The organism is Treponema brennaborense DSM 12168 (genome assembly GCF_000212415.1).
GTDB classification, from domain to species: Bacteria; Spirochaetota; Spirochaetia; order Treponematales; family Treponemataceae; genus Treponema_F; species Treponema_F brennaborense.
Genome location: NC_015500.1, coordinates 2,237,380 through 2,254,712, shown reverse-complemented (window position 1 = coordinate 2,254,712; position 17,333 = coordinate 2,237,380). Strand labels below are relative to the sequence as shown.

Annotated in this window: 16 protein-coding genes; 15 read left to right on the top strand and 1 reads right to left on the bottom strand. The window is 55.6% G+C overall.

Features of this window, described 5'->3' with window-relative positions; genetic code table 11:
- Positions 1-168: 168 nt before the first annotated feature.
- Together TREBR_RS09905 and TREBR_RS09900 are read left to right on the top strand one after the other, a co-directional pair.
- A complete protein-coding gene (locus tag TREBR_RS09905; protein WP_013759040.1) occupies positions 169-1,161 on the top strand; it encodes a glycoside hydrolase family 130 protein in 993 nt (330 codons plus the stop codon).
- Positions 1,162-1,181: 20 nt separating this feature from the next.
- A complete protein-coding gene (locus TREBR_RS09900) occupies positions 1,182-2,438 on the top strand; it encodes an AGE family epimerase/isomerase (protein ID WP_013759039.1) in 1,257 nt (418 codons plus the stop codon).
- A gap of 53 nt (positions 2,439-2,491) precedes the next feature.
- Here the strand turns inward: TREBR_RS09900 and TREBR_RS09895 are convergent, their stop codons facing one another.
- Positions 2,492-3,664: a glycoside hydrolase family 130 protein gene (locus tag TREBR_RS09895; RefSeq protein WP_013759038.1), complete on the bottom strand. Its 1,173-nt coding sequence runs from the start codon at positions 3,662-3,664 to the stop codon at positions 2,492-2,494.
- Positions 3,665-3,939: 275 nt separating this feature from the next.
- On the opposite strand from TREBR_RS09895, the gene TREBR_RS09890 reads away from it, so the two are divergent.
- The 13 genes from TREBR_RS09890 to TREBR_RS09830 all read left to right on the top strand — a co-directional run bounded on the left by TREBR_RS09890 (position 3,940) and on the right by TREBR_RS09830 (position 17,322).
- On the top strand, positions 3,940-4,893 hold the full coding sequence (locus tag TREBR_RS09890; RefSeq protein ID WP_169310638.1) for a TRAP transporter TatT component family protein: 954 nt from the start codon (positions 3,940-3,942) through the stop codon (positions 4,891-4,893).
- A gap of 201 nt (positions 4,894-5,094) precedes the next feature.
- Positions 5,095-6,159 (top strand): TRAP transporter substrate-binding protein, encoded by a 1,065-nt coding sequence (locus tag TREBR_RS09885; RefSeq protein WP_013759036.1) that lies wholly within the window; start codon positions 5,095-5,097, stop codon positions 6,157-6,159.
- The gene (locus TREBR_RS09880; protein ID WP_013759035.1) at positions 6,159-8,003 is read left to right on the top strand and encodes a TRAP transporter large permease subunit; all 1,845 of its coding nucleotides are present in this window, start codon (positions 6,159-6,161) and stop codon (positions 8,001-8,003) included. The genes TREBR_RS09885 and TREBR_RS09880 overlap by 1 nt, the downstream gene beginning before the upstream one ends.
- A complete protein-coding gene (locus TREBR_RS09875) occupies positions 7,972-9,387 on the top strand; it encodes a glycoside hydrolase family 3 N-terminal domain-containing protein (protein WP_013759034.1) in 1,416 nt (471 codons plus the stop codon). The genes TREBR_RS09880 and TREBR_RS09875 overlap by 32 nt, the downstream gene beginning before the upstream one ends.
- Positions 9,384-10,274, top strand: a complete 891-nt coding sequence (locus TREBR_RS13790; RefSeq protein WP_013759033.1) for an RluA family pseudouridine synthase — start codon at positions 9,384-9,386, stop codon at positions 10,272-10,274. The genes TREBR_RS09875 and TREBR_RS13790 overlap by 4 nt, the downstream gene beginning before the upstream one ends.
- Positions 10,267-11,127 (top strand): RsmB/NOP family class I SAM-dependent RNA methyltransferase, encoded by an 861-nt coding sequence (locus TREBR_RS09865; protein WP_013759032.1) that lies wholly within the window; start codon positions 10,267-10,269, stop codon positions 11,125-11,127. The genes TREBR_RS13790 and TREBR_RS09865 overlap by 8 nt, the downstream gene beginning before the upstream one ends.
- Positions 11,128-11,245: 118 nt before the next feature.
- On the top strand, positions 11,246-11,533 hold the full coding sequence (rpsT, locus tag TREBR_RS09860) for a 30S ribosomal protein S20 (protein WP_013759031.1): 288 nt from the start codon (positions 11,246-11,248) through the stop codon (positions 11,531-11,533).
- A 73-nt stretch (positions 11,534-11,606) separates the two neighbouring features.
- Entirely contained in the window at positions 11,607-11,930 is a 324-nt protein-coding gene (locus TREBR_RS09855) for an HU family DNA-binding protein (protein WP_425358335.1), read from the top strand.
- 7 nt (positions 11,931-11,937) lie between these two features.
- Positions 11,938-13,635 (top strand): apolipoprotein N-acyltransferase, encoded by a 1,698-nt coding sequence (gene lnt, locus TREBR_RS09850; protein ID WP_013759029.1) that lies wholly within the window; start codon positions 11,938-11,940, stop codon positions 13,633-13,635.
- Entirely contained in the window at positions 13,604-14,203 is a 600-nt protein-coding gene (locus TREBR_RS13785; RefSeq protein WP_013759028.1) for a response regulator, read from the top strand. Before lnt ends, TREBR_RS13785 begins: the two co-directional genes overlap by 32 nt.
- Before the next feature lie 45 nt (positions 14,204-14,248).
- Positions 14,249-14,662, top strand: a complete 414-nt coding sequence (locus TREBR_RS09840; RefSeq protein WP_013759027.1) for a bactofilin family protein — start codon at positions 14,249-14,251, stop codon at positions 14,660-14,662.
- A 17-nt stretch (positions 14,663-14,679) separates the two neighbouring features.
- Entirely contained in the window at positions 14,680-16,044 is a 1,365-nt protein-coding gene (locus tag TREBR_RS09835; protein WP_041610815.1) for a pyridoxal phosphate-dependent aminotransferase, read from the top strand.
- A 180-nt stretch (positions 16,045-16,224) separates the two neighbouring features.
- A complete protein-coding gene (locus TREBR_RS09830) occupies positions 16,225-17,322 on the top strand; it encodes an ABC transporter substrate-binding protein (protein ID WP_013759025.1) in 1,098 nt (365 codons plus the stop codon).
- Positions 17,323-17,333: the final 11 nt, after the last annotated feature.

The following is a 17,333-nucleotide window of genomic DNA, read 5'->3' as shown; positions in this document are numbered from 1 at the left end:
AGGAAGCGTAAGATAAAACCCGGCTTAAAATGGCGCCGGTTTTTATCTTTACCAGTTTGCGTTGCAAACTGCGATTATCTGCTGTTTCTCACTGCGTTACGAAACAGCGTAAAAAGTCAAATCGGAAATTGACATTTCCTCATTGACTTTTTTATAGGGAGTTATGGAATGGTTACAGTTATTGGAGAATCAATTGAAAACATGCCGTGGGAAGATAAACCCGCCGGCTGCCGGTTTCCGATGTGGCGTTATTCGCAGAATCCGGTGATCGGCCGCAACCCGACGGAAAACGTTTCACGCATTTTCAACAGCGCGGTCGCCGTATGGAAAGACGGCGGCTTTGTCGGCGTGTTCCGTGCGGAAACTTGCAGCGGCATACCGTACCTGTACACCGGATTCAGCCGGGACGCGCTGCACTGGCAGTTTTCGGCCGGACCGATCGCCGTAAGCGACGGTGCGGGCAACGATGTCAGCCCCGCGTACGCCTACGATCCGCGTCTGGTACGGATAGACGATACGTATTACGTTATCTGGTGCACGGATTTTCACGGCGCGTCGCTCGGTATTGCCGAAACGACGGATTTCAAACATTTCAAATCGTTCGATAATCCGTTCCTGCCGTTCAACCGGAACGGCGTGCTGTTTCCCCGTAAAGTGAACGGCCGGTATCTGCTTTTGAGCCGGCCGAGCGACAGCGGACACACACCGTTCGGCGACGTTTTTTTAAGTGAAAGTCCCGATCTGTACTATTGGGGAAACCATAAACACGTGTTCGGTCCCACGGGCGACTGGTGGCAGTCGGTAAAAACGGGTGCCGGCTGCGCTCCTATCGAAACGGACGCAGGCTGGCTGCTGTTTTATCACGCGGTAACGGGCACGTGTTCGGGTTTCGTGTATTCGATCGGCGCGGCGATTCTGGATTTGCATGATCCGTCGAAAGTTCTGCATCGCTGCCGTAATTTTCTGCTGACGCCGGAAGCGCCGTATGAAGAACGCGGTTTCGTTCCGAACGTGGTCTTTCCCGTCGCGGCGCTGACCGACGCGCCTACGGGACGCGTCGCGCTGTATTACGGGGCGGCCGACACCTATACGTGTCTGGCTTTCACAACCGTTCAAGATACGATAGACTATATAAAAACTCACGATATAACGGAAAATTGACATTCCGAAGGACGGTTTTGATGAAACGATTCGATGCTGAGCACCATTTGAAAACGGTGATTTTACCGTATTGGAACGCGCTTAAAGATACGGAATACGGCGGATTTTACGGATTCAAGACGTACGATCTTGCCGTGCAGAAAAAAGCCGATAAAGGCGTCATTTTGCACAGCCGCATTTTATGGTTTTATTCCAACGTCTATTTAACTATCGGCGGTGCTGAAAATCTTGCGAACGCCCGGCACGCGTACGAGTTCATCGTAAAAAGATGCTTCGACACCGAGCGCGGCGGCGTTTATTGGATGGTCTCGTACGACGGTGTTCCCGCCGATACGACGAAAAACGCGTACAATCAAGCGTTCTGCATATACGCGCTCGCCTCGTACTATCGTGCGTCCGGCAACGCCGAGGCGCTGCGCCGTGCCTATTCGCTGTTCGAGTGCATCGAAACCTACTGCGCCGACGAATACGGCTATCTTGAAGCGTTCGGCGCCGACTGGAAAACGCCGGTAGAAAGCGCTATCTGCGATCAGGGCGTTGCGGCTGAAAAAACGATGAACACGCTGCTGCACGTGCTTGAAGCGTATACGGAATTGTTCTCCGCCGATTCCCATCCGCTCGTCGGCAAAAAACTGACGCGGATTCTGCGGATCGTGTGCGAGCGCGTGTTCAACCCTGAATTCGAGCGGCTCGAAACGTTTTTCGACGCACGGATGAAGCCGCTCGCAGACATCCACTCGTACGGGCACGACATCGAAGCGGCGTGGCTTTTGGATCGGGCTGCCGAAGTGCTGACGCGTGATGTCGAACGGGGAAGCGCGGCCGCCTGCGCTCCGTTTGCAGACGACGTGCGCGCCGCCGTTCGCGCCGTTGCCGAGTGTACGCCGCGCATTGCGCGAAAGATTTTGGCGATTGCGTACGACGGTCAGGCTTTGAACAACGAATCGCGCGGAGAAGCCGCTGCGGCGAACGCCGCTTCGGTCGGGAAAAATCTCGGCGTTCACGTCGATACGGAGCGTATCTGGTGGGTACAGGCCGAAAGCGTCGTCGGTTTCGTTAACGAATACGGTAAATCGGGAGACGAAAACTTCCTTTCGGCTGCGCGGCAAATTTATTCATATATAGAAAATACGCTCGTGGACAAGCGCCCCGGAAGCGAATGGTTTTGGAGCGTGAGCAAAGACGGTGAAGCGTCCCGGCACGGCATTACCGAACCGTGGAAGTGTCCGTATCACAACGGACGCATGTGCGTCGAACTGATACGCCGGGGATACTGACCGTTCCGCCCGTACCGTACGGGGCGCTTTCGTGCTCCGTACGAGTCCGCTTTTTATAACTTCAGATTTTTGTCGATAAGCGCGATACGCTGCGCTACCGAACCGTGCGATGTGAGCGGGTCGGCGGGAGTGTTTTTGCAGTAATCGACCATCCGTTCTATCGTGGTCTCCGCTACGTGCATACGGGTGTCCGACGAAGCGTAATAAATAAGCAGTCTGCCGTCGTCGTCCGCAACGGCGCCGTTCGTAAAAACGACGTTCGACACGTCTCCGACTCGTTCTTCCCCTTGCGGAGCGATAAGATATCCGCCGGGACTTGCAATGACTTCCGCCGGATCGTCGAGCGCGGTCATAAAAGCGTATACGACGTATCTGAGTCCTGCCGCCGTGTTGCGCACGCCGTGTGCAACGTGCAGCCAGCCTGCCGGAGTTTTTATAGGTACCGCTCCCGCGCCGTTTTTCACTTCTTTAATGGTGTGATAAACCTTGCCGTCGATGATTTTTTCATCGGTAACGCACGCGTTCTCCATAGAATCGGTAAATCCCGCGCAAATGCCGCCGCCGCTTCCCGTTTCAATAAAACCGTCTTGCGGCCGCGTATACAGAAGGTACTTACCGTTTACGAATTCAGGGTGCAGAACGACGTTTCTCTGCTGTAGCGAAGCGGTTTTCAAATCTGCCAGCCGTTCCCAATGTTCCAGATCTTTCGTTCGTACGATTCCGGCGGCGGCTGTCGCGCTCGACGTGTCGGAGGCGGGAACGGACGGATCTTTGCGTTCCGAGCAGAACAGTCCGTAAATCCAGCCGTCTTCGTGCCGAGTCAAACGCATATCGTACACGTTTACGTCCGGATCAGTCGTCTGCGGCAGGAGAATCGGCTTTTCCCGGAACGTAAAACGGTTGATACCGTCGTCGCTTTCGGCAACGGCAAAAAAACTTTTGCGGTCGGCTCCTTCGACGCGCACTACCAAACAGTATTTTCCGTTCAGTTTAACGGCACCCGCATTGAACGCTGCGTTGATTCCCATCCGTTCCATCAGGTACGGATTCGTTCGGGGATCAAGGTCGTATTTCCAATTCAGCGGAACGTGATCGGCCGTGATTATCGGATATTTGTATCTTACGAATATCCCGTTTCCTGGATATACGGGTTCGTTTTCCCTTTTAACGATAGCGTTGTGTTCGGTTTGCAGCATCTGCAGCCGATCTTCAAAAGACAGCATCATTTCTTTGGCTCCTTGGTATCTTTTCGGTATAACGGTTTTATAAAAAATCATATAAGAAACCGGTTTCCTTGTGCGGTTCAGCGACTACACTGTATCGATTCTCCGTAATTCTGTCAACAAGCGATAAAACAAACATATGCGGAGACCTGATCGGGTGTCGGCTGCCGTTTAATTTCGATTACTGACGGCGGGCACTTTTTGCCGCGGAACGGCCGATGATTCTGAAAATCGGTGCCGGTTGCATAAGTTTTCGCTTTTTACTATTATTGAACGATATGAGAAGCTTATTCAGAGTATGTTGCGCCGTCTTTTCTTCCGCCGCACTTTTTTTCTCCTGCTCGCTTACCAAAAATATTGCGGTGAATTCCGTATCCGATATGCTGGCCGGCGGCGGTGATTCCGATACTGCGCTGCTCGCGCTGACCGGAGAAACGGACGTCCGGCTCGTTGCCGATTTTTTTCCGACGGCGCTCAAACTGTACGAAGTATTGCATTTTCAGAATCCCCGGCACGTAGGGCTTGCGGTTACGACCGGTTCGTTGTACGTGATGTACGCGAACGCTTTCGTACAGGCTGAAGCCGAGATGCTGCCTATAGACCGTTTCGGCGAACAGACCGAGCAGTTCGGTCGGGCAAAGCTGTTTTATCTGCGCGGTAGGGAATACGTGCTGAACGCGCTCGACACGGCTTACGCGGGCTTTGCCGCTGCGGTGCGCAGTTCCGATGCCGACCGCGTCGCGTCCGCCGCCGCGCGGCTCAAAAAATCGGACGTAAACGCCGTGTATTGGCTGTGCGCCGGCTGGCTGGGAGCGTTCGCACTGGATCCGCTCGATCCGGAACTGCTCGCGTCGAGCGGTTCCGCCGTCGTGCTGCTCGAACGGGCGGCGGAACTCGACGGATCTTATAACGGCGGAGCGCTGTGGGACGTGCTCGCCGCGTATTATGCGGCGGCTCCCGCCGGCTTCGGCGGCGATCCCGAACGGGCGGCGTTTTGCCAGCAGGAGAGTATGCGGCTGTCCGGCGGCAAAGTTCCCGGGCCGTATATTACGTACGCAGTGTCGTTCTGCGTTCCCGCGCAGGATAAGGCGGGTTTCGTAGACGCTTTGCGCGCCGCGCTGCGCATCGATCCCGACGAACAGCCCTCGTCGCGGCTCGCCACCGTTATCGCGCAGAAAAAAGCCGCCTGGCTGTTGGACCATACCGACGACTATTTTATCGATTGGAATTAATCGTGCGCGCCGCCTGCGGAAGGCGGCAGCTTTTGAGAGAAGGTAAGATAAAAACCGTCTGCAATATCGTCGATTTTTATCTTTTATAAGTTTGCGTTGCAAACTTTCTTATCAAGTGCAGCTTTTCACTTTGCTGCGAAGCTGCGTAAAAAGCCAAGCCGGAAATTGACAGTTCCTCCTTGACTTTTTATGGGAGTTTTTATGAATGGCAAGAACGTTAACGGCAATAATTGTAAAAAATACGCGGCGGCGCTGCTGTGCCTCGTTTGCGCGGCGATGTGTTTCGCTCAAAATACGACGGTTAAAATAGCGTCGGTCGCTCCCGTCCGTTCGCCGTGGGATACCGAACAGAAATTGCTGGCTCAAAAATGGTCGAAGCTCAGCGGCGGTTCCGTAACCATGCAGTTTTTCAGCACGAGCGCGCTCGGCGGAGAAAGCGGCGTTATTCAAAAGATGCGCGCCGTCCGCCCCGGTCAGCGCAGTCCGCTCGACGGCGCCGTTTTTACTTCAGTCGGTTTTTCCGAATTCGCTCCCGAATCGAACATGCTCACACTGTGTATGCCGTTCCTGTTCCGCAGTCAGGATGAAGTCGATTTGATTCTGGAAACGTTTTCCGACAGAATAGAAAAGACCGTCAGCGAACAGGGCTTCGTTCTGCTCGGCTGGTTTAACATCGGCTGGGCGTACTTTTTTACGAAAGAGCCGGTGCGTACGCCCGAAGAACTGAAAAAACTGAAACTGGTCGTCGGCGGTATTACCAGTCCCGCGCTCGGCGCGGCGTTTAAGACGGTCGGATTCAACACCGAAGACATTCCCGACGACAAACTGATGCAGAGTCTTAAAAGTCCTAACGGCGTCAAAGGTTTGTATACGATCCCGATGTACGCGTACGCCGCGCGGTATTACGAAACGCTGCCGTACGTGATCGAAGCGCCGCTGTGCCCGGTTATGACCGCGTTCGTCATTTCCGAAAAAACGTGGAACTCGATTCCCGAATCGTACCGTCCCGCGCTGCGCGCCGCGGTAAAAGAAGCCGAACAGAAATTCGTCGCCGTGCAGCGGACGTCCGATGCGGAAAATCTCGACTTGCTTGAAGCCGCCGGTATGACCCGCATCGTGCTTTCTCCGGAAGAAACCGCTTTGTGGGAACGCACTTTCAGTGCCGACGTTTCAAAGCTGACCGGTATGAAAAACTCGGTGATCGACGTTGCGTTTTATCGTGAAATCGAAGCGATCCTGACGTCATACCGAAACGGGATGCGCTGATGACCGCTCGCCGCGTGTTTGCCGCCGCCGAAACCGTCGCCGCGGTCGTTTCCGTCGTCTGTCTTTCGCTGCTGCCGCTCGCAATCAAGCTGGTACAGCAGGGATTTGGCGTTCCCGTCGTAGGGTCGGACGCGGCCATCGTAAATCTCGTGTTCGTTTTCACCTGCATCGCCGGCGTCGTAACGTGGCGGGCGGATCGCCATATCAGTCTCGCTTCATTATCCGATACCGCGCCGCAAAAAGTGCGCGCCGTTATCCGTTCCCTGCGAAGCGCCGCCGTGAGCGCCGTGCTGACCGCGCTGTTTTTTGCCGCGTTTTCCGAAACGTTCGCCGCGTTCGCGCCCGGTTCGGCGGTGTGGGGCGTGCCGCTGCCGCTGATTTTCGCCGTACTGCCCGCGTCGTATGCGGTGATGCTCGCGGCCTGCTGCGCGGTAAAAGAAAACCGGCTCGCTTCTGTCGCTGGTATCCTTGCCGGACTGTTCGTTTCCGCCGGACCGATCGGCGGCGTGCTGTATTATCTGTTCGGGCTTGAGAATCTGAACGTTTTATACGCGCTCGGCGACTGCTGGCTTTCGTTTTCGTCGGCGGCGTTCGTACCGCTTATGCTCGCGGTCGTCGCGCTCGCGCTGCTGGGCGTACCGCTGTTCATCGTGATCAGCGCCGCCGCGTACATCGCGTTTTCCCAGGGCGGCGGCTATGTGGAAGTGCTTTCGCTTGAAGCGTACGGCATTCTGACGGATAAAAGTATCGCCGCCATTCCGCTGTTCACGATAGCCGGTTACATTTTGTCGAAGGGGAGTGCCGGTTCGCGGCTGGTCGCCGTGTTCAAATCCCTGTTCGGCTGGTTCCGCGGCGGCGCGGTGGTGGCTGCCGTCGTCGTCGCGACGTTTTTCACCACGTTTACCGGCGTTTCGGGCGTTACCATACTGGCGCTCGGTTCGCTGCTTACGATGGCGCTCGCCGGGTCCGGCTATTCAAAAACCGGCGCGCAGGCGCTGGTAACGTCGTCCGGTGCGCTGGGACTGCTGTTTCCGCCGAGCGTTGCGATCATCATGTACGGGACGACTAATTATTTTTCCGTCGACGTGTTCGATTTGTTCCGCGGTGCGATTATTCCCGGCTGCATTTTGGCCGTTTCGATGATTGCACTCGGTTTTTTCAAGGACAAGAGACCCGAAACGGCTCCGTTTTCCGCGCGGGAAGCGTTCGGCGCAGTGAAAAACGGTGCGTTTGAATTGCTGATGCCGGCGTTGATCTGCGCCGGATATTTCAGCGGCTTTTTTTCACTGCTTGAAACGGCTTCTTTTGCCGTCGTGTATGCGTTTTGTCTGACCTGTTTTATCCGGCGCGATTTTACGTTAAAAGGTACGCTGCGCGTCGTTGCCGAAAGTATTCCGGTTTCCGGCGGCGTGCTGATCATTCTGGGCGCTGCCCGCGGATTGTCGTATTTTCTGATAGACGCGAACGTGCCGGTGCTGCTTTCGGATTTCATTTCGTCGTTCGTCAGCTCGAAATACGTGTTTCTGATACTGCTGAATCTGGTGCTGCTCGTCGTCGGCTGTATGATGGACATTTATTCCGCGATTCTGATCGTGTCGCCGCTTGTCATTCCGATTGCCGAATCGTTCGGCATATCGGCGGTGCACACCGGCGTCATTTTTCTGATGAACATGCAGTTGGGATTTTTGACGCCGCCGGTCGGCATGGATTTATTTATCGCGTCGTATGCGTTCGATACGCCCGTTATGAAAGTGGTCAAAGGAATCCTTCCTTTTTTACTCGTGCAATTTATCGTTTTATTGTTGGTAACGTATGTCCCGTGGTTTACTGAAGCATTGCTGTAGTCCGCTTTGCCTGACGTCCGCCGCCGTGCTGCTGTGGTGCGCGCTGGGCGTGTCGTGCGGGCAGGCCGAAAAAAAGCAAAATGAAAAAGAATTGAAGCTCCGCGCGGAGGCGCGCGCATCGTACGAAAGTCTGCGTTCCGATATGCAGCTGCGTACTGACGCGGTCAGGGAATTCGCGCGTTCGCTTTCGGCGGAAGAAAAAATCGCGCAGCTTTTTCTGGTCAATCTGGAAGGAAAATCCGTTTTCCGTCCGATCGAATATACGGCGGACGGAACACCGCTCGTCCCCGGCGGCTATTTGTTTTTTTCATATAATATAGCCGATTCCGCGCCGGAGATCATGCGTTTTACGGAAAGTATCGCGGCGTTCTGCCGTGAACGGAACTTGCCGCCGCCGCTTTTGACAATCGATCAGGAAGGCGGCGTCGTAAACCGTCTGCGTGCGGTAACGTCGCCGCTTCCGTCCGCGCAGCTCGTCGCTTCCCGTATGCCGCCGTCGGCTGCCGAAGCGCTGTACGCGGCGCAGGCGCGGCAGCTTTCGGCGCTCGGTTTCCATATCAATTTGGCGCCCGTGGCGGAAGCCGCCGCCGATACGAACCGGCAGTTTTTGGGAACGCGCAGTTTCGGTGACGCCGCTGCGGTCGGCACGTTTGCGGCGGCCGCGGTACGCGGTTATGAGTCGAACGGGATCGGCGCGGTGCTGAAACATTTTCCCGGCAACACGAACGACGATCCGCATTCGGGTTTGCCTGAAATCACGCTTTCCGCGGAAGCGCTCGAAACGCACGCGATAGCGGTGTTCCGTTCGCTGCTGCGGTACGAACCCGCGGGCGTTCTGATGTCTCACGCACGCACTGCGGCGTACGACGGCGGCACTCCCGCCTGTCTTTCGCCGTTTTGGGTCACGTCGATGCTCCGCGAAACGCTCGGCTACACCGGGCTTATCTTTTCCGACGATATTTTTATGGCGGCGCTGGAGCGGAACGGATTTCCGCCCGATACGGCGGCCGTCATGGCGATAGAAGCGGGCGTTGACGTCATCATGCTGTCGGAAAAAAAATTCGCGTCCGCCGTAACCGTCCTGCTGCAGAAAGCCGCGGCCGACGGCGAGTTCGCCGCAAAAATAGACGCCGCGGTCGTTCGGATTCTGCAGGCAAAAATAGCGGCGGGCGTTTTGGAACTTGAACGAACCGGCGGTTATCGTTCGGCGGAGGCGGCCGGCTCCGCTGCTGCGCCCGGTTCTGCGTTCGACTCGGCGGCATACGCCGTTCGCATCGCACCCGTGCACGAGGAATCCCGGATAGCCGTTCGGACGGCGGCGTTCAGCACGGCGTTCGATGACGGAAGCGAATTGTATTCTGCATACTTCGGAGGAAAAAAATGAGCAGTGCCAGAGTTTTGTACGCGGACACGGATCTTGCCGTCGTCGTCAAATATGCAGGTGAAGTGTGCGAGTTACCGTCTGCGGCCGCCGCACATTCTGCCGACCGTCCGGCGGCGGAATCGCCGGCTGCGGCTGAAGCGCCGTGCCTGGCCGACGTCGTCCGGCCGGAAATTGAAGCGGCGCTCGGTTCGCCCGTTCCGTTTTGCGGCTGCGTGCATCGGCTCGACCTGCCGGTTTCCGGGCTGTGCGTGCTTGCCTTGAACCGTGACTGTGCGGCGTTGCTTTCCGCGCAGTTTGCCAACCGCGATTCGGTGGAAAAAACGTATTTGGCCGTTACCGAACTGAAAAAAAACGGAGACGATTCCGTTCATAGCGGTACTCCGTCGCCGGAAACGCTGCTTTCCTGTCATATGATATTCGACCCGAAAGCGCGCAAAGCCCGTATCGTAGCGGAAACCACCCGAAAAGCCAAAAAAGCGGAACTCGCGTATCGAATCGCCGGTACGGGCGAACGGTATTCGTTCGTGACGGTACGATTGCTGACCGGCCGCACGCATCAGATACGATGTCAGCTGGCGGCCGAAGGAATGCCGGTTAAGGGCGACGTCAAATACGGCGCGCGCCGTTCCGATCCGCTCGGCGGAATCCGCCTGCACGCGTATCGGCTGCGTTTTACGCATCCGGTTACCGGAAAACGCTGCGACTTTACCGCTCCTCCGCCTGTCGTAGACACGCTGTGGCAGGCTTGTCTGGATGCGGCCGCGCAGTCTGCCGAAACGCAGTCTGCCGAAACGCAGTCGGCCGAAGCGCTGCCGGCGTGTACCCAGCCGGCGTGCGCACAACCGGCCCCGAAGCGCCGCCGGCAGGCGCGGGGCGCCGATGAGTAAAAAGAAAGCGCAGGCTGCGGAAAAACTGCGCGGTGCGGAAGGGTTCGATACGTATTATTCGCGATTGTACGGCGCGCGCTGGCAGCCGCTGAAAGCCGCTTTGTTGCAGGAAGCCTGCGCCGCCGCCTGGCGGACGGACGATGCGTATCTGGCATATTTCCTCGATCGGGGCAGTATAAAAGCCGCTTTGTCGCTGCCGCTCGGCGGCGCCGAACGTATCCTCGATATGTGCGCGGCTCCCGGCGGTAAAACGCTCGTCGTTTCATCCCTTATGGACGGAACCGCCGAGCTCGTTTCAAACGAACGTTCGCACGAACGCATGATGCGTCTCTCCCGTGTTGCGGACGAGCATCTGCCGCCGTCCGTCCGCGCCAGAGTTCGGGTAACCTGCGGCGACGGAGCCCGCCTGTGTCTGTCCCGGACGGAATGCTACGACCGCATTCTGCTCGACGCGCCGTGTTCGTCGGAACGGCACGTGCTGTCTTCTCCTCAGTACCTTTGCGAATGGTCTCCGGCGCGCGTAAAAACGCTTTCGGTTACGCAGTGGGCGCTGCTTTCGTCGGCCTTCCGCCTTTTGCGGCCCGGCGGATATCTGTTGTACGCGACGTGCGCGCTTTCTCCGGCGGAAAACGATGAAGTCGTCGCTCGCCTTGAAAAAAAATTCTCCGGCGTGCAGTTCGTCAGGAATCTTCCGCCCGTTCCCGTATCCGCGTCTTCGTTCTTCGACGGAGCGCTGCCTGACGGCGAACCGACCGCGTTCGGTGTACACGTACTGCCCGATTCGTGCGGCGGCGCGGGGCCGCTGTATTTTTCGCTGATACGGAAAGGAACGCCTGCGGCCGCCGGTGCGTAAAATTCGTTCAGTGCGGCGCGTAAATCGGCGTATTGCGGAAAAATGCTCGATTCCTGCACTTGACTAACGATTGGCTGTCTGGTAACATATATAAAGTTTTTTGTTTGGGGGTGTCCTTTTGGCAGTAAAACAGTCATCTGCAGAAAAAAGACATAAGCAGAGTGAAGTCCGCCGCTTGCGCAACAAGTCAGTCAAAAGTTCTGCACGTACAAGTGTTAGAAAATATGTTGAAGCTGTACAGGCCAAGGATTCTGCACTTGCAGCGCAGTTGTTGAAAGATCTTGTAAAAGAACTGGATACGGCGGCCGGCAAGGGAATTTTGTCTAAGAATGCTGTTTCGCGGAAAAAGTCACGCATGATGAAACTGTATAACGTTTCATTCGGCGCTGCAGCTGCTGCGAAATAATCGGGTCCGGCATGGGATGTTGCAAACGAATAGTTGTAACGTCCCGTCGTCGGGATTCGCTTAGAATAGAGTGCTGGTTGAGGTGTGTACCATGTTAAAAGTTACTAAATACGATTTGATCGAATCCGTATATCAGAATACCAAATGTGAAAAACGTGTCGTTCAGGAAGTATTTGAATCTTTACTTGATCAGATCAAAGAATCGTTAAAATCCGGCGCTACGATCGAATTGCGGGGCTTCGGCACGTTTGAACCCCGGCTGCGCAAAGGTCGCAAAAAGGCCCGTAATCCTAAAACCGGCGACCATCTCTCCGTTCCTCCCCATTATATTGCCGCGTTCCGTTCCGGTCAGGAATTGAAAAACGCTTTGTGGAATTTACCCGTAGAGGAAGAATAATTTTCATATGGCGATAACGAACCGGATTGCGTGCAGTGATCGTAAAATACAGCGTGTGGTTATGCCGTTCGGATTGCTCGTTTCCGCCGTTATCCTGTTCGCGCTGCCGCAGCCGAACCTTTTTACCGTACAGGGCTTTCCCGTTCTTGCGTACGTCGCGTTCATTCCGGTATTTTTACTCGTCCGTCTCGTGTCCTGGAAAACCGTCTGGCTGTACGGATTGCTGTACGGCGTCGGATCTTACTGTCTTTTCACTTACTGGCTCGCTACGTTCCATCCGATGGGAATTTTCGTCATATCGTTCATGTACGGCTTCTATCTGATGCTGACGTTCCCGCTGCTGAAAGCGGCCGATTCGCTGTTTCCGAAGCGCGGCTGGCTCGTGCAGTGGGTCGTTTGGTGCGGCTATGAATACGTTAAAACGCTCGGTTTCGCCGGCTTTCATTACGGGGTAACCGCGTATACGCACTGGCGGTGGACGCCGCTTATCCAATGCGCCGACATCGCCGGCGTTTGGGGACTGAACGCGCTGATAGTGTTCACTTCCGCCTGGTGCACTGCCGTTATCGTGCAGGCAAACCGTACGGCTGCCGGCGGCGGATTTCGCGCCGCGGTGCGGATGATTCCGGCGGCGGTGAAAACGCACGCGCTCTCGGCCTGCCTGTGGTGCGCAGTTTTTGTCGCCGTGCTCGTCTACGGCTTCGTTTCTCCGGTAGATTATTCGCAGGATAAAACGGTAACGGTTGCGCTCGTGCAGCAGAATTCCGACCCTTGGGTGGGCGGTGTGAACGCGTACCGGCGCGATCTGGACACGCTGATGCGCTTGTCCGATGAAGCGCTTGCGTCGGATCCCGCCGTTCAGCTCGTCGTTTGGCCCGAAACGGCGTTCGTTCCGCGCATCACCTGGCATTATAAGCATTTGTACGAACGCGATAAATTCGAATTGGTCGAAAAACTGCTTAATTACATAGACGCCGCTCCGGTTCCGTTCGTTATCGGCAACGATCACGGTGTGGACGGATACACCAGAAGCGGTTCGTACGACGTCGTCGATTACAATTCCGTATTGCTGTTCAGGCCGGGAGAAAACGTCGTTCCGCCGCAGCCCGAACTGTACAGCAAGATGAAGCTGGTGCCGTTTACCGAATATTTTCCGTTTGAAAAACTGTTTCCCAAACTGTATCAGCTGCTTTTAAACGGCGACACGCACATGTGGGAACCGGGAACGGAAGCCGTCGTGTTCGACGTCGGCGGGCTGAAATTCGGTTCGCCGATCTGTTTTGAGGATACGTTCGGCTTCGTCGGCCGCCGCTTCGTAAACGCCGGGGCGAACGCGATCGTAAACCTTTCCAACGACGCCTGGTCCAAAAGCCCGGCGTGTCAATATCAGCATTTATCCATGGCGCTTTTCCGGTCCGTGGAAAACAGGATACCGTCCGTTCGCGCGACGGCGTCGGGACAGACGGCGATCATCGATCCGAACGGAAAAATCACCGCTATGGCGGAGCCGTTCGCACAGACGTATCTGACCGGTTCCGTTCCCGTTCGCTCGATGGATAAAAAAACGCTTTATACGCGGTACGGCGATTACGCCGGAATCTTTTTTGCCGTTTGTGCAGGCATTTTGCTCGTTCTCGGAGTTATATTGAAGATAGCACGGAGAGGTTGCGCCGATGTCTGCACAGAAAAAAATACTGATTGTTGACGACGGTAAGGAAAACGTATCGTTTTTCAACATCATGCTTTCCAAATACGGATATGAAATTTACTGCGCCGAAACGGAGCAGGCCGCGCTTGAACTGATACGGACGGCCGCTCCCGACATCGTGCTGCTCGACGGCGCGCTGGCGCAGGCGTCGGACTGGTCTTTTCTGAAAAGGCTGAAGCACGACGCGGGTTTCGACGCGTGGAAAGATATTCCGGTCATCGCGTTTTCCGCTTCGGCAAGCATTTATGACAAATACAAAGCCGTGCAGCTGGGCGCGCTCGATTTTATTACCAAACCGGTTTCTTTTGAAGATATGCTGATGCGCCTTCGGCTCTTTTTTGAAAAACAGGATAAGCGGAAGAATTCGGCTTCCGCGGAACGGAAACTGAAGACGCTGCTGTCCGGCGTGCTGAGCGATATGGACGTGCTCGCCGGTGCCGGTCCGAGCTGTCCGGCGGACGAATTGAAACGGCTGAAAGATTCTTATGCCGAAAAATTGGATGAAATGGATTTTTCCGACGTAAAATTACTGGAACAGAACGGAAAAAAAAAGTATACTGACTGAAAGATTGTGATCGGACGATTCGTTCGGCTTTTAGTAGGAGAAGCAATGGCTCACTCGTTTGATATGAAGAATGGGAACGTAACCGTGTTCGGCCAGGAAACGGAATTTAACGGCGTACTTGAGTTTACCGACAATTTGGTTATTACCGGAAAGTTCGACGGTACGATCAAAGCGACGGGAAATCTTGAGATCGATAAAACGGCAGTCTGCACGGTGACCGTCATGGCCGCCGATTCCATACTGGTGGCGGGTACCGTTACGGGAAATCTTGAAGCGGCGTCGCGCGTTGAAATGCGTTCCGGCAGTAAGATTACCGGAGACGTTACGACGCTCAGACTGCGCATTGCCGACAACGTCAATTTTCACGGGCAGGTAACGATGCTCGACGCGCTTCCCGAAACGGATATTTTTTCCGCTGCACCGGCGGAATACAAGCAGTCTTGTATTTCACACGGATGAAGGCTACAATGAAACACATGGATACTCGCTATATATTCTCAGACTTCGGTACGAAGTTGACCGGTCGTTCCGGTATCTTGCAGCTGATGGACGATCTCGGTCGTCCGCTGCCGGAAGGCGTTACTCCGTACCGGCTGGGCGGCGGTAATCCCGCACGCGTTCCTGAAGCGGAACGGCTTTTCCGGCGCGAAATGGAACGGATCATGGCGGACGGCGATTCCTTCGAGCAGTTGATTTCCCAATACGACGCGCCGCAGGGACGCACGCAGTTTATAGAAGCCGTCGCTTCGTTTTTGTCAAAAACGTACGGATGGAAAATCGGACCCGAAAACGTCGCCGTTTCAAACGGCAGCCAGTCGGCGTTTTTCTATTTGTTCAATCTGTTTTCGGGCACGTATTCATTGTCCGGTGATTCCGGTGACGCGGCCGGCGGTTCATCCGCGGCCGACTGTTTCAGCGACGCGGCCGGCGGAACTCCGCAGCGCAAAAAGATACTGTTCCCGCTTGTTCCCGAGTACGTCGGGTATGCCGATCAGGGAATCGAACCCGATACGTTCGAGGGAATCCCCGCGCGCTGTGAATATTACGAAGACCATACGTTCAAATATTTTATCGATTTTGAAAAACTTGAAGCCCGGCTCGCTGCCCGCCGGGACGTAGGCGCGCTGTGCGTGTCCCGCCCGACGAACCCGACCGGCAACGTGCTGACGGATTTTGAAATCAAACGGCTCGCGTCGCTTGCTTCCCGGTATCAGCTGCCGCTGTTCGTGGACAACGCGTACGGACTGCCGTTTCCCGACATCGTGTTTATCGACGACGCCGCGCCGTATTGGGACGAATCGGTCGTGCTTTCTATGAGTCTGTCCAAAATCGGCCTGCCGACTTTGCGTACCGGGATAATCGTCGCGGACGCGCAGATTATCAGCGCGCTGTCGAATCTGAACGCAATTGCGGCGCTCGCCTCCGGAACACTGGGACAGGCGCTTGCGGAAAATTGCATTGCCTCCGGCCGAATCGTGTCCGTCGCACACGAATACGTCCGTCCGTTTTACAAGAAACGCAGCGAACAGGCGCAGCGCTGGATTCATGAATTCTTTGCCGGCGGCGATTATGCCGTTCATAAAAGCGAAGGCGCTATCTTTTTGTGGCTTTTGCTGAAAGATCTGGCCATTCCGGCAAAGGAATTGTACGGTAAATTGAAAGAGCGCGGCGTGATCACCGTTCCCGGAGAATGTTTCTTTTTCGGCGCCGAAGATCCTGCGAATACCTGTCACGGTCATTTCGATAAATGTCTGCGCGTCAATTATTCGGGGCCGGAAGACGAAGTTCGCGAAGGCTTGCGTATTTTGGCGGAAGTATATAAGGAAAACCGTATCGGCTGAGCTGCCGCGGCTGCCGCAGAGAACGGCGGTTACCGCAAAGAACGGCGGTTACCGCAAAGAACGGCGGCTGCCACAAAGGGCGGCGGCTGATTGTCCGATTCAAGTTTACGGTGCAAACGTATCAGGGAACGTCGATGCCTGCATTGACGTTTAGTCAGAAACTTTTTATGGGAGATTAAAATGAATCGTTCGTTAAAATCGATCGTCTGTATAGCGGCCAGCGCGCTGCTCGCCGTTTCCGTATTTGCCGGGGGCAAAAAGGATAAAACTCCCGTCCGGCCCGAAACCGACGACCTTCCTGCTCCGGCGGAAGCGATTTCCGAAACGCCCGCGGTTCCGACTGTGCCCGAACCGGCCGGTTCCGTGCTGCGCGTCGCCGCACTCAACGGTCCCAGCAGCATTCCCGTTGCGTATCTGATGGAAAACGTTTCCGATTTGGGCGATACGGCCGTTTCGTTTGAAATAGTCGCAGGTGCGGACGTTCTGCTGCCGAAGCTGCTTAAAGGTGAAGTCGATATCGGTATTCTGCCGCCGAACGTTGCTGCGAAAGTGTTCAATAAAAATAACGGCGCGGTCGTCGTCGGTGCGGTCGTCGGGCAGGGAATGCTGAACCTGATAACCAAAGACGCGCAGATCGCTTCTCTTGCCGATTTGAAAGGCAAAAAGGTAACGGTTGCCGGGCAAGGTGCGACTCCCGAATACCTGTTCAGATACCTGCTTGAACGCAACGGAATCGCCGTCGCACCTGACGGAAAAGCTGCCGGCGAAAATACCGTTGAGCTCGACTTTTCCATTCCCGCTGCGGAAATCGCCGCCGCGCTGCTTTCCGGCCGGATTGAATACGCGGTCGTTCCCGAACCGTTCGCGACGGTAGCCGTTTCAAAAGATCCGTCCGTGCGCCGTGCGGTTAACTTACAGACCGAGTACGCCGCGGTTGAAGCGGCAAACGGTTCTCTCAATTATCCGATGACCGTCGTCGTTATCCGCGCCGCCGCCGCGCGGGATCAGGCGGAGACTGTCCGCCGCTTTTTGGAATCGTATGAAGCCGCTATCGTCTGGACAAACGCGAACCCTGCAAAAGCCGGCGTTTTGGTGCAGAAGCATTCGTTGGGGCTGCTTGCGCCCATTGCGGCGAAAGTGATTCCGAACGGTGCGTACGTATATCAGAGTGCGGCGGACGCCCGGAGCGAACTTGAAAATCTGTTTACGATCTTCATGAGTTTCGCACCCGAAGCGGTCGGCGGCGCGTTGCCTGCGGACGATTTCTATTTCCGCTGAGCGCCGGGCCG

Coding starts and splice junctions, on each gene's coding strand:
- TREBR_RS09905 (WP_013759040.1), top strand. CDS start 169: ATGGTTACAGTTATTGGAGAATCAATTGAAAACATGCCGTGGGAAGAT.
- TREBR_RS09900 (WP_013759039.1), top strand. CDS start 1,182: ATGAAACGATTCGATGCTGAGCACCATTTGAAAACGGTGATTTTACCG.
- TREBR_RS09895 (WP_013759038.1), bottom strand. CDS start 3,664: ATGATGCTGTCTTTTGAAGATCGGCTGCAGATGCTGCAAACCGAACAC.
- TREBR_RS09890 (WP_169310638.1), top strand. CDS start 3,940: ATGAGAAGCTTATTCAGAGTATGTTGCGCCGTCTTTTCTTCCGCCGCA.
- TREBR_RS09885 (WP_013759036.1), top strand. CDS start 5,095: ATGAATGGCAAGAACGTTAACGGCAATAATTGTAAAAAATACGCGGCG.
- TREBR_RS09880 (WP_013759035.1), top strand. CDS start 6,159: ATGACCGCTCGCCGCGTGTTTGCCGCCGCCGAAACCGTCGCCGCGGTC.
- TREBR_RS09875 (WP_013759034.1), top strand. CDS start 7,972: ATGTCCCGTGGTTTACTGAAGCATTGCTGTAGTCCGCTTTGCCTGACG.
- TREBR_RS13790 (WP_013759033.1), top strand. CDS start 9,384: ATGAGCAGTGCCAGAGTTTTGTACGCGGACACGGATCTTGCCGTCGTC.
- TREBR_RS09865 (WP_013759032.1), top strand. CDS start 10,267: ATGAGTAAAAAGAAAGCGCAGGCTGCGGAAAAACTGCGCGGTGCGGAA.
- lnt (WP_013759029.1), top strand. CDS start 11,938: ATGGCGATAACGAACCGGATTGCGTGCAGTGATCGTAAAATACAGCGT.
- TREBR_RS13785 (WP_013759028.1), top strand. CDS start 13,604: ATGTCTGCACAGAAAAAAATACTGATTGTTGACGACGGTAAGGAAAAC.
- TREBR_RS09840 (WP_013759027.1), top strand. CDS start 14,249: ATGGCTCACTCGTTTGATATGAAGAATGGGAACGTAACCGTGTTCGGC.
- TREBR_RS09835 (WP_041610815.1), top strand. CDS start 14,680: ATGGATACTCGCTATATATTCTCAGACTTCGGTACGAAGTTGACCGGT.
- TREBR_RS09830 (WP_013759025.1), top strand. CDS start 16,225: ATGAATCGTTCGTTAAAATCGATCGTCTGTATAGCGGCCAGCGCGCTG.